This window comes from Kitasatospora sp. NPDC058492 (assembly GCF_042720685.1).
GTDB lineage: Bacteria > Actinomycetota > Actinomycetes > Streptomycetales > Streptomycetaceae > Kitasatospora.
Genome location: NZ_JBHXMU010000027.1, coordinates 16,830 through 29,930 on the forward strand (window position 1 = coordinate 16,830; position 13,101 = coordinate 29,930).

Consider the following 13,101-nt stretch of genomic DNA (forward strand, 5'->3'; position numbering starts at 1 on the left):
AGGGGGGCTACAGCTCGCTCCACCCCTGGTCCGGGTAGCGGTGCACCGGCGACGAGATGTCGTCCAGCGCACCACGGATCTCACCCGGTAGCGTAAGCGCCTCCACTGACAGCGCCGCCTGCAGCTGTGCCACCGTACGGGCCCCGACCAGCGCGCTCGCCACTCCGGGCCGGTCCCGGACCCAGGCGAGGGCGACCGCGAGCGGGCTGCTGGCGAGGCCGTCGGCGGCCGTGGCGACGGCGTCGACGATCCGCCGCGAGCGCTCCCCGAGGTACGGCTGGACGAACCCGGACAGGTACGGCGAGGCGCCGCGCGAGTCCTGCGGGACGCCGTGCCGGTACTTGCCGGTGAGCACCCCGCGCCCGAGCGGCGAGGAGGCGAGCAGCCCGACCCCGGCGTCCGCCGCGGCGGGCAGCGCCTCGCGCTCGATGCCGCGCTGGAGCAGCGAGTACTCCAGCTGGGCCCCGGCCAGCGGGGTCCGCCCGTGGTGGACGCGCTGCCAGGTGGCGGCCTTGGCGAGCTGCCAGCCGCTGAAGTCGCAGACCCCGACGTACCGGGCGCGTCCGGAGGAGACGGCGATGTCGAGGGCGCTGAGCGTCTCCTCGACGGGCGTCACGGGGTCGAAGGAGTGCACCTGCCACAGGTCGACGTAGTCGGTGCCGAGTCGGCGCAGCGAGGCGTCGAGGGCGGCGAGGAGGTGGCCGCGGGAGCCGTCGAAGCGGCGGGCGGACTCCGGCACGCTGCCGGCCTTGGTGGCGATGACGAGTTCGGAGCGGGGGACGAGGTTGTCGGTGAGCCGGGAGATCAGGTATTCGGCGCCGCCGTCGGCGTACACGTCGGCGGTGTCGAGCAGGGTTCCGCCGGCGTCGACGAATTCCTTGAGCTGCTCGGCGGCCTCGTGTTCGTCGGTGTCGCGGCCCCAGGTCATGGTGCCGAGGCCGAGCCGGGAGACCTGGAGACCGGTACGGCCGAGGTGACGCTTTTCCATCGGACGGGTCCTCCACTGGCCGGTGGCACCGGGCGCCCCGGTAGCCCTGAGAACGCGCAGGTGGGGAGAGCGCTCCCCACGTCGGCTGAGCGTAGCGGCCGGTGTCCGGGCAGGGGTGGCGACCCGCAGAACGATCACCTGGCCCGGTCGGCGGCGGGTGTGACCCAGACCACCACTACCGGTCAGTAGCATGACCGGCGAGTGCGCGGCTACCCTCGCCACCAACCCTCACCGACTGGAAGGTTCGGCACATGCGACTCGGAATCAACCTCGGCTACTGGGGTCTCGGAATGGACGCCGACAACATCGCCGTGGCCCAGGAGGCGGACCGGCTCGGCTACTCGGTGTGCTGGGCGGCCGAGGCGTACGGCTCGGACGCCGCGACGGTGCTGAGCTTCGTCGCCGCGAAGACCGAGCGGATCGACGTCGGTTCGGCCATCTTCCAGATCCCCGCCCGCACCCCGGCGATGACCGCGATGACCGCGGCGACCCTGGACACCCTGTCCGGCGGCCGCTTCCGGCTCGGCCTCGGCGTCTCCGGCCCGCAGGTCTCCGAGGGCTGGTACGGGGTGAAGTTCGACAAGCCGCTCGCCCGCACCCGCGAGTACGTGGAGATCATCCGCAAGGCGATGTCCCGCGAGCGGCTGGTCCACGAGGGCGCGCACTGGACGCTGCCGCTGCCCGGCGGCCCCGGCAAGCCGATCAAGCTCACCGTGCACCCGGTGCGCGAGCACATCCCGCTGTACATCGCCGCGATCGGCCCGAAGAACCTGGAGCAGACCGGCGAGATCGCCGACGGCTGGCTCGGCATCTTCTTCTCGCCCGAGCACGCCGCGCTCTCCCTCGACCCGCTGAAGGCCGGCCGCGCCAAGGCGGGGCAGAGCCTGGACGGCTTCGACCTGTGCCCGACCGTCACCATCGCGGTCGGCGAGGACATCAAGGCCGGCGTCGACTCCCAGCGCTCCTACGCCGCGCTGTACATCGGCGGCATGGGCAGCAAGGAGAAGAACTTCTACAACCAGCTCGCCCGGCGGATGGGCTACGAGCAGGCCGCCGACGAGATCCAGGAGAAGTACCTGGCCAAGGACTACGCGGGCGCCGCGGCCGCCGTCCCGCACGACCTGATCGACGCCACCTCGCTGATCGGCGACACCGCCCGGATCGCCGACCGGATGCAGGCCTACGCCGACGAGGGCGTCACCACGCTCACCCTGGCCCCCGCCAGTGTCGACTATTCGCTGGAAGGCAGGATCCACGCTCTCCGCGTCGGTGTGGAGGCGCTGGAGCTGGCAGGGCTCGCCTAGCAGCGGGCATCCCTGGGGGCCCGGGTTCGCCCGTTCAGCGGCGCGAGCCGCCCCGTCCCCTGGGTGAGCTTCACCTGGACGTGGCCCTCCTCCACCTTGGTGTAGACGGTGGTGCCGTTGAAGTTCTGGGCCACACTGCGCTTCGGGGTCCGCACACGCACGCTGTCGCCCCGGCCGCCGGTGAACGCGGCCTCGGCGTCGCGCATCACGCACTCGCCGAGCACGGAGTTCGAGCGCATCAGGGCCAGGCTCACGGCGACGACGGTCTCACCGCGTGACGCCGATCGCTGGACCCCGGGGGGTGACTCCCCTTTGCGCCTCTTTCTTCTCCGGGGCGTCATAACAGCCCAGCACCGATGCGCATAGGCACGAATCAACCCTCACGCACACAGCGTCACATTCATGCACCGAGAGTAGTGAAAGGGGGCCTCCCCGCTGAACGAGATCATCACCGACCTGCGCACCGGATTCGCCGCCCTGGAGATCGAGTTGGACCCCCAAGGGGACGCCGCGCTCCGCCTCGCCGAACACCACCTGCGCGACGCCGCGCACTGCGACGAGCAGGTTCGGACGGACGGCCGCCTGATCGCTGGGGGCACCCGCCACGGCGTCATGGTCGCTCACCCGCTGATCGCCGAGTCCCGCCAGCTCCGCGCCGAAGCGGGCCGCCTGATAGCACGCGTCCGCCTCCCCGGCGACGAGCCCCCGGCGGGCCGCTCCAACGCCGCCCGCAGCCTTGCCGCGTACCGCTGGGGCAACCGCATCTGACCGCCCGAGCACACTGGCCCCGGCTGCCCAACGAACTGGGCAGCCGGGGCCTTTCGTGCGTTCTGGGCCGCTCCATCATGATCCTTAGTCCAACACGGGAATATTTCTGTCCTGTCATAGACGCGTGTCGAAGGGTTCTCTAGCGTCATTGCCGGGCGGTCCAAGCGGGGCTGCAGTTCCAGGGGGTTGAGATGGACGACAGGTCGGGTCTCACGCGGCTGACCAACACGGGCAACGGCAGCGGCTCGGGGGAGTGCAACCAGAACGACTGCCCCAACGTGTACCGCACCGAGCGAGGGACCTTCGTGGTTCAGGGGGATGTGTCCAACGCCTTCATGCCGCCCAACGGCGAAGGGCTCGTGGAGATCCCCGAGAGCGTGCTTCGGGAGGCCGTCCGTGCGCTTGGATGGTGATGCTTGGCAGGCCAGGTTCCGGGATTTCAAGACGGAGGCATGGCGCCTGGAAACTCTTCCGGCCTACAACGTGCCGCAGGAGATCGAGGAGCTGCGAGCGTTCCGGGCGGGCGAGCGAATCGACCCGCGTGCGCACTCCAACGATTACACGGACGACCTCAAGCGGGTGCGTCGAGAAGGGAAGTCCAAGGGGCGCGTTCGCATTGTCACGCGACCGCTCTCCGAGTACCTGCGCTACGAGTTCATGTACTATCTGCCGCATGCCTGGGCGGGGGAAGAAATTCGGATCATGGACGTCACGGATCGCCCTAACCCGCTGGCCGGCGTTTCGGACTACTGGATGTTCGACAAAAGGGAGGTGGTGCTGATGAACTACCTGCCCGACGGAACGCAGATCGACCGCACCGTGTTCGAGGGCGACATGAGCCCCTTCGTCGAGTATCAGCGGATTGCAATCGCTGAATCGGTGCCTTTTGAGGAGTACGTGAAGGGCATTGGCGCTTGATCCACAAGAGCTAGGTCAATCGAATTCGGACCTGGCAGCAATCCTTCAAGAGCTTCGCAAGCGAGCTGGACTCTCCGGGGTCCAGCTCGCTCGGCGTGTCAACATGTCGCAGTCCAAAATTTCCAAGATCGAGACCGGCAAGGTCACGCCGTCGCTGGTTGACGTCGAACTGATCCTGCGGGCGTTGGACGCGCCGCCCGATCTCATCGCCCACGTCACGGCGCTTGCCCGCATTGCCAACACGGAGTGGCAGGATGCGAGGGCCCTGCGCAGGAAGGGGCTCGAAAAGAAGCAAGTCGAGTTGGCGACGCTTGAACGTACCACCGGCGAGTTTCGATACTTTCTGCCAACCATGATCACCGGTCTTCTTGCGACTCCTGAGTACATCCGGGCCAGTCTCGCTCCGTTCCCCGGCGATCACTCGAAGGCTATTGCCAAAAAACTTGAACGGCAGGCCGTCCTCTACGAGCCGGCTAAGCGCTTCGACTTCATTCTGACTGAACAGGCTTGCCGCTGGCCTCTTGTTCCCGCGCAGGCCATGGCGATGCAGATTGACCGGTTGGTCTCTGTGTCCCGGTTGCCCAATGTACGCCTCGGGATTATCCCGATGGCTGGTCACATGCCGTGGGCGCCATTGAACGTATTCACCGTCTACGACGAGGCCCTAGCAACTGTCGAGGTCTCCACGGGCGCGCTTGTGTTCCGTGACCCCCGAGACATTCAGGAGTACCTGGACGAGTTCCGGACCTTCGAGGGCTATTCGCTGTGGGGTGAGGATGCTCGGGTCAAACTGGCGGAGTGGGCCGGCCACTATCGAGGGACATCTCAAGATCTTTAGTCGATAGCGGGAATATCGTTGAGTCCCTATCTGGAATTCCCCTAGCCTGGCATCTCATTCCACGAAGCCGAGCGAAAAGGAGCCAGGTGTGTCCGTTGCCGTGAGGTCCGCCGGTTCGCACCGGAGTAGGGAGAAGGCCAGTCCGCAGGCGATGGCCGCGTTGAGGGAGCAGTACCGGGCGGCGAACCCGACCGGTCGTGCGCTGACCTACCCGCTCGACCCGGAGTGCCCGTGCCCGAGGTGCACGGAGTTGAGGTTGGGCCGCAATGCCGCCGCTTGAACTGGTGGCGGCGCCCGGAGAGCCGAAGCCGGGCATGGTCATGCGCTATGAGGTGGTGGCGGCGGCGGGCTCCCATGTCCTGCGGGATGTGCTCCTGGGCGAGTTCTGCACCCTCCCGGACCTCTCCGGCAAGCCCGTGTTGCTCGCCTTCCCCGACGCCTACCACGCGCGTCTGTGGCTGATGACGGCCGACACCCGTAAGCAGTACGCGGTGAACGCCACCCGCATCCGCGCCGAGCAGGGCAAGAAGCCGTTGCAGGAGCACGCCGGATGGCTGCGGTTCGACCTCTATGCCCCCGCGCCGGCCGACCCGTCCAACGCCTCGGGCGGGGCCGATCCGGTGGCTGCCGAGGTGGCCGGACGGGCAACCCTGCATTCGGATCGCCTGCGGTACCGGCACCAGCACTGACGCACCCCAATTGGTCTGATCATCACGGGATTTGATGTCGGTGGGGTGGGGTGCGGGATCGTGGGCCGACCGCGCGAGCGGCGCGCGGTGGCCCGACCAATGAAGGGGCGAACCCATGAAGAAGATCGCTGCGAAGCTCTGGCGGATCATCCGGGGCCCGATGCAGTGGCGCGTTCTGTGGCTGTGGCACTCGAAGTTCATGGTCGGGGTCACGGGCATCGTTCGCGACGACGAAGGCCGGGTGTTGCTCCTCAAGCACCGGATGTGGCCGGAGGGTCGGCAGTGGGGGCTACCGACCGGCTACGCGAACAAGGGCGAGAGCTTCGAAGAGACGATCATCCGTGAGGTCAAGGAGGAGACCGGACTCACGGTGAAGGTGTGCGAGCTGGCGCACCTGAAGAGCGGATACAAGCTGCGCGTCGAAGTCGCCTACGAGGCGCTGTACGTCAGCGGACGGATCAAGGTCGCTTCGTTCGAGATCTTGGAGGCCCGATGGTTCTCACCGGACAAGCTCCCCGAGGGAGTGCAGGAGTCGCACCGACAGCTGATCAGCCGTCAGCGCTTCTGACCCTCGGTCGCTCGCTCACCCCCTCGTGTCTGGGGCCGAACGAGCACCTGGCCGGAGACGTGACCGAGCGCGCCGAGTTGGCGCACCTGCTGGCCTCGCGCCGGGCGACGGCGGCGCTGGACCAGGCGCACCCGCACGTGACGTTCTCGCTGCTCCACTGGGTGCTGGACACCTGGGCGGACGAGTCGGCGCGGGAGGTGTTCCGGCAGGGGGCGGCGCTCCTGGCCGACCGCTACCGGGAGTTGGGGTTGAACCAGCTCCTGCCTATCGATCGGGTGTGGGTCGGGGTGCGCTCGACGCAGCCCGACGCGTTCGGCGGGTTCCATCACCCGAACCAGGGCTACCGGCACGAGCAGATGGCCTCCGTGATCACGAGGTACGGGCGGCTGAGCGACCCCCGGCTGACCTCGCCCGAACTGGTGGCGCTGGACCTGCTCCGGTCCTACGCGCATGACTGCCTCCACTGGGGGTCGTTCCGGGAGTACCGGTTCCAGGACGGGCACGTGGTCCGGAGCCGGTACGGGATCAACCGGCGTGACCCGCAGGGGCGCACCTACTCGGCGCGGGACCAGGAGGACGCCGTCTCGACTCGGAACCTCGGGATCGTGATGGAGGGGGCGACCGATCGGGAGGCCCGGACGATCGCCGCCACGGTGGCCGATCGGCTCGACCTGGCCGAGCGGATCGCACTGCCCGATCGGCTGGCCTTCCGTGACACCACTGGCCGCCTGGAGCCGTCCGACTTCGACCAGGCGGAGCCCGGCATCGCGACCCGCTTCCACCTGGCGATGGCCGGATACGAACACGGGGTCGGGGCGCGGTATCAGCGCTTCCTGACCGAGATGGGCGGGACCGATGCTGGCGCGCTGCACGGCCTGATAGTGGCCGCGACGATCGGCGGGGACCTGTCCGGCCTGACCGGGTGGCTCGACCAGCGGCACGGTTCCCGGGCGTTCCCGCGCATCTTCCGCTCATCGGCCTACACCGGGCCGGACCCCGGCCAGTAGCCGCCCGTCCGTGCGCCGTTCCCCCGTGGCGCACGGGCGGGCGCACGGTTGGGCACGGCCGGAGTCCGGCCGCAACGAGGGCGCTATCCTTCCAGGTGATAAACGAATCCGGCCCCGTCCGGCTTCACCCTGGACGAGCGGATCCAGGCGCTGCGCACCGGCGTCGAGGCCTTGGAGCGCGCCGGCCTGGCGTAGCCACCCGGGGCCGTCGAGCGGCACTACAGCCAGTCGTGCCGCTTGAACACCCGGTGCAGCACTATGCAGACCGCGACCATCAGCGACAGCACCGCCGGGTACCCCCAGGGCTGGCGCAGTTCGGGCATGTCCTCGAAGTTCATCCCGTAGACGCCCGCGATCATCGTCGGCACGGCGGCCAGCGCCGCCCAGGCCGAGATCTTCCGCATGTCGTTGTTCTGCTGCACGCTGACCTGCGCCAGGTTGGCGTTGAGGATGTCGGACAGCAGCCGGTCCATGCCCTCGACCTGGTCGGTCACCCGGGCCAGGTGGTCGGCGACGTCCCGCAGGTAGGGCAGGGTCTCCGAGCGGATGTACGGCTCGCCGCCGCGGGCCAGGCGCAGCGTCGGTTCCAGCAGCGGGCCGGTGGCGCGGCGGACGGTCATCACCTGGCGCTTGTAGCCGTAGATCCGGCCGGCGGTGTCGCGGCCGACCCGTCCGGGGGCGAAGACGTCCGCCTCCAGTTCGTCCAGGTCGGTCTGGAGCCCGGTGGCCACGTCCATGTAGCCGTCGACGATGGTGTCGCAGACCGAGTGCAGCACCGAGCTGGGCCCGTAGCGCAGCAGTTCGGGCTGCTTCTCCAGCCGGGCCCGCAGGCCGGAGAGCGGGGCGTCGGCGCCGTGTCGGACGGTCATCACGAAGTCCGCGCCGAGGAAGACCATCACCTCGCCGATGGTCACCGCGTGGGCGCCGGGGTGGTAGCCGAGCGTCTTGAGGGCGACGAACAGGGAGCCCTGGTACGGCTCGATCTTGGGGCGCTGGTGGGCGCTGACGGCGTCCTCGACGGCCAGCGGGTGCAGGGCGAACTCCCGTCCGACGTGGTTGAGTTCCTCGGCGGTGGGCTCGAACAGGCCTATCCAGACGAAGCCGCCGGGCCCGGCGGCGCGGGCGGCGGCGAGCGCGCCGGCGAGGTCGTCGGGGGCCTCGATCCGGTGGCCGTCGTGGTAGCTGGCGCAGTGGACGATCATCGGGCCATTGTGGCCCGGGGCGGGGTGCCCGGGGCGGAGCCGGGCCAGGACGGCGTCGCGGGCCGGTGCAGGCGGCGGCCCAGGAGGGCCCGCAGCCCACCGCGCGTTGCGCGCCCGCACCCCACGGCCGCGCACCCCGCGCCCGCACCTCGCACCGACACTCCACGCCCGCGCCCGGAGGCCGTAGGCTGAGCCCCATGCCCACCCTGCTGCTCGTCCGCCACGGCCGCTCGACCGCGAACACCGCCGGAATCCTGGCCGGTTGGACGCCCGGCGTGGACCTCGACGACACCGGGCGCGGGCAGGCCGCCGCGCTGGCCGGCCGGCTCGCGGGGATCCCGCTGGTGCAGGCCGTCAGCAGCCCGCTGGAGCGCTGTCGGCAGACCCTGGAGCCGCTGTTGACGGCTCGGCCCGAGCTGGGCCTGCCCGCCGAGGACGAGCGGCTGGGCGAGTGCCACTACGGCGAGTGGACCGGCCGGCCGCTGGCCGAGCTGGCCAAGGAGCCGCTCTGGCGCACCGTGCAGGACCACGCGGCCGCCGCGGCCTTCCCCGGCGGGGAGTCGTTGCGCGAGCTGAGCCACCGGACGGTCGGCGCGGTCCGGGAGTGGAACGAGAAGATCGCCGCCGAGCACGGCGCGGACGCGGTCTGGCTGGCCTGCTCGCACGGGGACGTGATCAAGGCGGTGGTGGCCGACGCCCTCGGCCTGCACCTGGACCACTTCCAGCGGATCAGCGTCGAGCCCTGCTCGGTCACCGCGATCCGCTACACCCCGCAGCGGCCCTTCGTCCTGAGGATGGGCGACACCGGCGACCTCGCCTCGCTCGCGCCCAGGCCCGGCGCGGCCCCGGCCGCCCCGGCGGGCGACGCGGTGGTCGGCGGCACCACCTGAGGCGGTCGCTCCGCCTGACCCGCCTGGTACGACCCTGGACCGACCGGCGCCACCCGACCTGACCGGCGCCACCCGGCCCGGAGCCGCATGACGTGGGCGGGAGAGCCGTCGCACCCCGCCCCGCAGGGACCGGCGGCACCGCCTGAGCTGGCCGGTGCCACTGCGGCTCGGCTCCCCTGCGGGGGCCCGGAGGTCGTAGGGTGACTAACGAGCCCCGCCGCGTGGCGAGCCCGCGCGCGGGCCGCCGTACGGCAGCCCGAGCCATGACGTCCGAACGATCCCTGTGATCCCCACGACCGACACGATCCGGAGCGAGAGCGTGCCCCGTCAGGTCTTCTTCTACGACCAGCCCGAACGGTTCGTGGCCGGCACCGTCGGCCAGCCCGGCGCCCGGGCGTTCTACCTCCAGGCCAGTGCCCGGGGCCGGATCACCAGCGTCCTGTTGGAGAAGACCCAGGTGGCGGCGCTCGCCGAGCGGATCGAGGAGGTCCTGGACGAGGCGCTGCGGCGCAGCGGCGGCGACGTCTCCATCCCGGCCGCCGCCCCGCAGGACCTGCTCGACACCGCGCCGCTGGACCTGCCGCTGGAGCAGGAGTTCCGGGTCGGCACCATGGCCCTGGCCTGGGACAGCGTGGACGGCTGCCTGGTGGTCGAGGCGCAGGCGCTGATCGAGGCGGAGGAGGACGGCGAGGACGAGGACAGCGCCGCGGCGGTCTTCGAGGACGACGACAACGGTCCGGACATGCTGCGGGTGCGGCTGTCCGGCGCGATGGCCCGGGTGTTCGCCAAGCGGGCGCTGGACCTGGTCTCGGCCGGCCGCAAGCCCTGCCCGTTCTGCAACCTGCCGCTCGACCCGGAGGGCCACCTGTGCCCGCGCGCGAACGGCTACCGGCGCTGAACACCGAGACCCCGCCGCAGGCGGACCCGGCGGCCGCCGCCGCCCTCGCCGCCGACGTGCCCACCGCGTTGGAGCTGCTGCGCGAGGGCGAGTTGACGGTGCACGGGCGCCTCACCGAGGCGTCCAACGCCGCGCTGTACTGCACCGCCACGCACGGTTCGCTGAGCGCTCAGGCCGTTTACAAGCCGGTCGCCGGGGAGCGCCCGCTGTGGGACTTCCCGGACGGCACGCTGGCCGGCCGCGAGGTCGCCGCGTACGAGGTGTCGGCCGCGACCGGCTGGGCGCTGGTGCCGCCGACCGTGCTGCGCGACGGGCCGCACGGGCCCGGGATGGTGCAGCTGTGGGTCGAGCCGGATCCGCAGGCCGAGCCGCTGCTGGCCCTCCAGGACCCGCGCGGCCCGGAGCACGGCTGGCTGCCGATCGTGCGGGCCGAGGTCGGCGGGGGACGCACCGCGCTGCTGGTGCACCACGACGACCAGCGGCTGCGCCGGCTCGCCGTGCTGGACGCGGTGCTCAACAACGCCGACCGCAAGGGCGGCCACCTGATCCCGGCCGCCGACGGCCGCGTCTACGGCATCGACCACGGCGTCACCTTCAACACCGAGGGCAAGCTGCGCACCCTGCTCTGGGGCTGGGCCGGCGAGCCGCTGCCCGCCGAGGCGCTGGAGGTGCTGACCCGGCTCGCCGAGCGGCTGGACGGCGAGCTGGCCGCGCGCCTCGCCCCGCACCTGACCGCCGCCGAACTGGAGGCGACCCGCGCCCGGGTGGCCGGGCTGCGCCGCACTGGTCGGCACCCGCTGCCCTCCGAGGACTGGCCCTCGATCCCCTGGCCCCCGGTCTAGGACGTATCCCGCGGACCGGTTCGGGCCGGCTGATGGTCTGGACCTGTCCGCGAACCGGCAGCACACTGCTCCGATGGACGCGTTACGGACCACCCCCACCCCCCGTACCACGCCGGACCTGCCGCTGCACCGGCTCCAGGTCCCGCTGCCGCACCTGCTCCCGTTCGCCATCGGGAGCTTCGACACGATCGGCCCGCTGTCCCGGGCGGGCTTCCCGCACCGGCACTCGTTCTACGAGATCGTCCACGTCACCGGCGGCCGCGGTGCCCACGTCCTGGACCTGGTCCACCGGCCGCTGGCGCCACCGCAGTTGTGCGTGATCACACCCGGCCAGGTGCACTACTGGTCGGACGCGGACGAACTCACCGGCCAGGTCGTCCTGTTCAACGAGGACTTCCTGCTCCGGAACCCGCAGGACCTCGCCGCGCTGCGCACCCTGGCCACCCGCCCCGCGCTCGGACTCGGCGAACAGGCCGGGCCGGTCGGCGCGTTGCTCGCCGACATGGAACACGAGTACCGCTCCAGGCAGCCCGGCTACCAGGGCGTGCTGCGGGCCAGTCTGCACATCCTGATCGTCCGGGCGCTGCGCGCCGCCCGGCCGGGGGAGCGGCCGTCGCCGCCCGGCCGCCCGACCGAAGTGGCCTCCGCCTTCACCCGGTTGATCGCCGGTCCGGGCGGGGTGCGGTACTCGGTGGCGTCCAGTGCGCAGGAACTCGGCGTCTCGCCGGGCCACTTGCAGACCCTGGTCAAGCAGGCCACCGGCCGCACCCCGGGCGGGCTGATCCGCCGCCAGCAGACCCTGGAGGCCAAACGGTTGCTGGCGTGCACGGATTTGACGATTCGTCAGGTCGCGAAGGAGGCGGGCTTCGCCGACCCGGCCTACTTCTGCCGCTTCTTCCGGCGGGAGACCGGGATGACGCCGGGGGAGTTCCGGGCCCGGGTCGACGGAAATCACCACGATCCCCGGATCGCGTCCATCGCGGCGGCCCCGGACGGCCCGTAACTTTGCTGGTGGCCACCGGTGGCCGGTCCGGCGCGCGCGGACGGGCGGCCGGTTCGGCCCTTGTCATGCCCCCACCATGGCAAGGGCCGCCCCCCCCACATCCACCCCCCACCCGAAGGAGAGGGCGCATGCCCACGCCCGACGGCATGATCAGCCGCAAGACCGTCCTGAAGGCCGCTGCCGCGCTCGGCGCCGCCCCGCTGCTGGTCGGCGGCGGCGTCGCGCTGGCCCGTGAGCAGGCCGGCACCGGCCGGCCCCTCGGCCTCACCCCCGAGTGCCACGACGGCGACGACCCCACCATCGAGCAGACCGAGGGCCCCTACTTCAAGCCCAACTCCCCACTGCGCAGCTCCATGGTCAACGACGGCCCCGGCACCCGGCTGACCGTCAGCGGCTACGTCTTCGGCCGCGCCTGCCGACCGATCTCCGGCGTCCTGCTGGACTTCTGGCAGGCCGACGACAACGGCGCCTACGACAACGCCGGCTTCACCTTCCGCGGCCACCAGTTCACCGACGCGAACGGCGCCTTCAAGCTGGACACGATCGTCCCCGGCCTCTACCCGGGCCGCACCCGGCACCTCCACGTCAAGCTCCAGGCGCCCGGCCGCCCGGTGCTCACCACCCAGCTCTACTTCCCCGGCGAGCCGCGCAACAGCACGGACACCATCTACGACGCCCGGCTGCTGATGAACGTCCGCCAGAACGGCCCGGGCCGTGAGGGCAGTTACGACTTCGTCCTGGACGTGCCGCAGACCCCGGGCACGCCGAGCCCGACCCCCACCGCCACCCCGACCGGAACCCCCACCGGAACGCCCACGCCGCCGAGCGGCAGTTGGAAGCCGGGAGCCTCCTACAACGCGGGCGACCGCGTCACCTACTCCGGCGCCTCCTACCTCTGCCTCCAGGCGCACACCGCCATGGTGGGCTGGGAGCCGCCGAACGTGCCGGCCCTCTGGCAGCGGTCGTAGCGGCTCCGGCCGCGTTCCCCGGGGTGCCGGGCGCCCGGTCGGCGGCAGGGTCGACCGGGCGCTCAACCGTGTCCGAAAGCCTGTCCAACGCCTGCCCAACGCCTGCTCGACGCCCGCCCGAAGCCTGCCGCATTCCTGCCCGAAACAACGCCGGGCCCGTCAAGGTCCGCTCCTTATCAGTCGGGAAGCGGTCCGGCAACGACAGGAAGCGAATCCAG

Annotated in this window: 16 protein-coding genes; 13 read left to right on the plus strand and 3 right to left on the minus strand. The window is 71.0% G+C overall.

From position 1 onward, the window contains the following. Positions 1 to 7: 7 nt before the first annotated feature. Positions 8 to 988 (minus strand): aldo/keto reductase, encoded by a 981-nt coding sequence (locus ACFWPI_RS19225; RefSeq protein WP_380377673.1) that lies wholly within the window; start codon positions 986 to 988, stop codon positions 8 to 10. A 251-nt stretch (positions 989 to 1,239) separates the two neighbouring features. Between ACFWPI_RS19225 and ACFWPI_RS19230 the strand changes: the two genes are divergently transcribed. After that, complete coding sequence (locus ACFWPI_RS19230) at positions 1,240 to 2,292, plus strand: LLM class F420-dependent oxidoreductase (RefSeq protein WP_380377671.1); 1,053 nt, start codon at positions 1,240 to 1,242, stop codon at positions 2,290 to 2,292. Here the strand turns inward: ACFWPI_RS19230 and ACFWPI_RS19235 are convergent. Beyond that, on the minus strand, positions 2,289 to 2,531 hold the full coding sequence (locus ACFWPI_RS19235) for a hypothetical protein (RefSeq protein ID WP_380377669.1): 243 nt from the start codon (positions 2,529 to 2,531) through the stop codon (positions 2,289 to 2,291). The two genes, ACFWPI_RS19230 and ACFWPI_RS19235, sit on opposite strands and share 4 nt — an antisense overlap. A gap of 250 nt (positions 2,532 to 2,781) precedes the next feature. On the opposite strand from ACFWPI_RS19235, the gene ACFWPI_RS19240 reads away from it, so the two are divergent. From ACFWPI_RS19240 to ACFWPI_RS19270, 7 genes are all read left to right on the plus strand, one after another. Continuing rightward, positions 2,782 to 3,060: a hypothetical protein gene (locus ACFWPI_RS19240; RefSeq protein ID WP_380377668.1), complete on the plus strand. Its 279-nt coding sequence runs from the start codon at positions 2,782 to 2,784 to the stop codon at positions 3,058 to 3,060. A gap of 191 nt (positions 3,061 to 3,251) precedes the next feature. After that, positions 3,252 to 3,473: a hypothetical protein gene (locus ACFWPI_RS19245; RefSeq protein ID WP_380377667.1), complete on the plus strand. Its 222-nt coding sequence runs from the start codon at positions 3,252 to 3,254 to the stop codon at positions 3,471 to 3,473. Continuing rightward, positions 3,457 to 3,978 (plus strand): DUF6879 family protein, encoded by a 522-nt coding sequence (locus tag ACFWPI_RS19250; protein ID WP_380377666.1) that lies wholly within the window; start codon positions 3,457 to 3,459, stop codon positions 3,976 to 3,978. The genes ACFWPI_RS19245 and ACFWPI_RS19250 overlap by 17 nt, the downstream gene beginning before the upstream one ends. Next, a complete protein-coding gene (locus ACFWPI_RS19255; RefSeq protein ID WP_380377664.1) occupies positions 3,968 to 4,816 on the plus strand; it encodes a Scr1 family TA system antitoxin-like transcriptional regulator in 849 nt (282 codons plus the stop codon). Before ACFWPI_RS19250 ends, ACFWPI_RS19255 begins: the two co-directional genes overlap by 11 nt. 266 nt (positions 4,817 to 5,082) lie before the next feature. Beyond that, positions 5,083 to 5,505, plus strand: a complete 423-nt coding sequence (locus tag ACFWPI_RS19260) for a hypothetical protein (protein ID WP_380377662.1) — start codon at positions 5,083 to 5,085, stop codon at positions 5,503 to 5,505. Positions 5,506 to 5,620: 115 nt separating this feature from the next. Further along, on the plus strand, positions 5,621 to 6,073 hold the full coding sequence (locus ACFWPI_RS19265; RefSeq protein WP_380377660.1) for an NUDIX domain-containing protein: 453 nt from the start codon (positions 5,621 to 5,623) through the stop codon (positions 6,071 to 6,073). Between the two features lie 59 nt (positions 6,074 to 6,132). Further along, complete coding sequence (locus tag ACFWPI_RS19270; RefSeq protein ID WP_380377659.1) at positions 6,133 to 7,080, plus strand: hypothetical protein; 948 nt, start codon at positions 6,133 to 6,135, stop codon at positions 7,078 to 7,080. Between the two features lie 218 nt (positions 7,081 to 7,298). Here ACFWPI_RS19270 and ACFWPI_RS19275 read toward each other — a convergent pair whose 3' ends face one another. Further along, positions 7,299 to 8,282, minus strand: a complete 984-nt coding sequence (locus ACFWPI_RS19275; protein WP_380377657.1) for a magnesium and cobalt transport protein CorA — start codon at positions 8,280 to 8,282, stop codon at positions 7,299 to 7,301. Between the two features lie 197 nt (positions 8,283 to 8,479). Here ACFWPI_RS19275 and ACFWPI_RS19280 point away from each other — a divergent pair, with 197 nt between their 5' ends. The 5 genes from ACFWPI_RS19280 (at position 8,480) to ACFWPI_RS19300 (ending at position 12,883) form a co-directional block, all read left to right on the plus strand. Further along, the gene (locus ACFWPI_RS19280) at positions 8,480 to 9,172 is read left to right on the plus strand and encodes a histidine phosphatase family protein (protein ID WP_380377655.1); all 693 of its coding nucleotides are present in this window, start codon (positions 8,480 to 8,482) and stop codon (positions 9,170 to 9,172) included. Between the two features lie 319 nt (positions 9,173 to 9,491). Then, positions 9,492 to 10,070 (plus strand): DUF3090 domain-containing protein, encoded by a 579-nt coding sequence (locus ACFWPI_RS19285; RefSeq protein ID WP_063350992.1) that lies wholly within the window; start codon positions 9,492 to 9,494, stop codon positions 10,068 to 10,070. A gap of 56 nt (positions 10,071 to 10,126) precedes the next feature. After that, a complete protein-coding gene (locus tag ACFWPI_RS19290) occupies positions 10,127 to 10,912 on the plus strand; it encodes an SCO1664 family protein (protein ID WP_063350993.1) in 786 nt (261 codons plus the stop codon). A gap of 73 nt (positions 10,913 to 10,985) precedes the next feature. After that, positions 10,986 to 11,915, plus strand: a complete 930-nt coding sequence (locus ACFWPI_RS19295; RefSeq protein ID WP_380377653.1) for an AraC family transcriptional regulator — start codon at positions 10,986 to 10,988, stop codon at positions 11,913 to 11,915. Positions 11,916 to 12,043: 128 nt separating this feature from the next. Further along, complete coding sequence (locus ACFWPI_RS19300) at positions 12,044 to 12,883, plus strand: carbohydrate-binding protein (RefSeq protein ID WP_063346925.1); 840 nt, start codon at positions 12,044 to 12,046, stop codon at positions 12,881 to 12,883. Positions 12,884 to 13,101 lie beyond the last annotated feature (218 nt).

Excerpts from the sequence above, each read along its gene's own strand:
- ACFWPI_RS19280 (WP_380377655.1), top strand. The coding sequence starts at position 8,480 with ATGCCCACCCTGCTGCTCGTCCGCCACGGCCGCTCGACCGCGAACACC.
- ACFWPI_RS19295 (WP_380377653.1), top strand. The coding sequence starts at position 10,986 with ATGGACGCGTTACGGACCACCCCCACCCCCCGTACCACGCCGGACCTG.
- ACFWPI_RS19265 (WP_380377660.1), top strand. The coding sequence starts at position 5,621 with ATGAAGAAGATCGCTGCGAAGCTCTGGCGGATCATCCGGGGCCCGATG.
- ACFWPI_RS19230 (WP_380377671.1), top strand. The coding sequence starts at position 1,240 with ATGCGACTCGGAATCAACCTCGGCTACTGGGGTCTCGGAATGGACGCC.
- ACFWPI_RS19235 (WP_380377669.1), bottom strand. The coding sequence starts at position 2,531 with ATGCGCTCGAACTCCGTGCTCGGCGAGTGCGTGATGCGCGACGCCGAG.
- ACFWPI_RS19275 (WP_380377657.1), bottom strand. The coding sequence starts at position 8,282 with ATGATCGTCCACTGCGCCAGCTACCACGACGGCCACCGGATCGAGGCC.
- ACFWPI_RS19245 (WP_380377667.1), top strand. The coding sequence starts at position 3,252 with ATGGACGACAGGTCGGGTCTCACGCGGCTGACCAACACGGGCAACGGC.
- ACFWPI_RS19300 (WP_063346925.1), top strand. The coding sequence starts at position 12,044 with ATGCCCACGCCCGACGGCATGATCAGCCGCAAGACCGTCCTGAAGGCC.
- ACFWPI_RS19260 (WP_380377662.1), top strand. The coding sequence starts at position 5,083 with ATGCCGCCGCTTGAACTGGTGGCGGCGCCCGGAGAGCCGAAGCCGGGC.
- ACFWPI_RS19225 (WP_380377673.1), bottom strand. The coding sequence starts at position 988 with ATGGAAAAGCGTCACCTCGGCCGTACCGGTCTCCAGGTCTCCCGGCTC.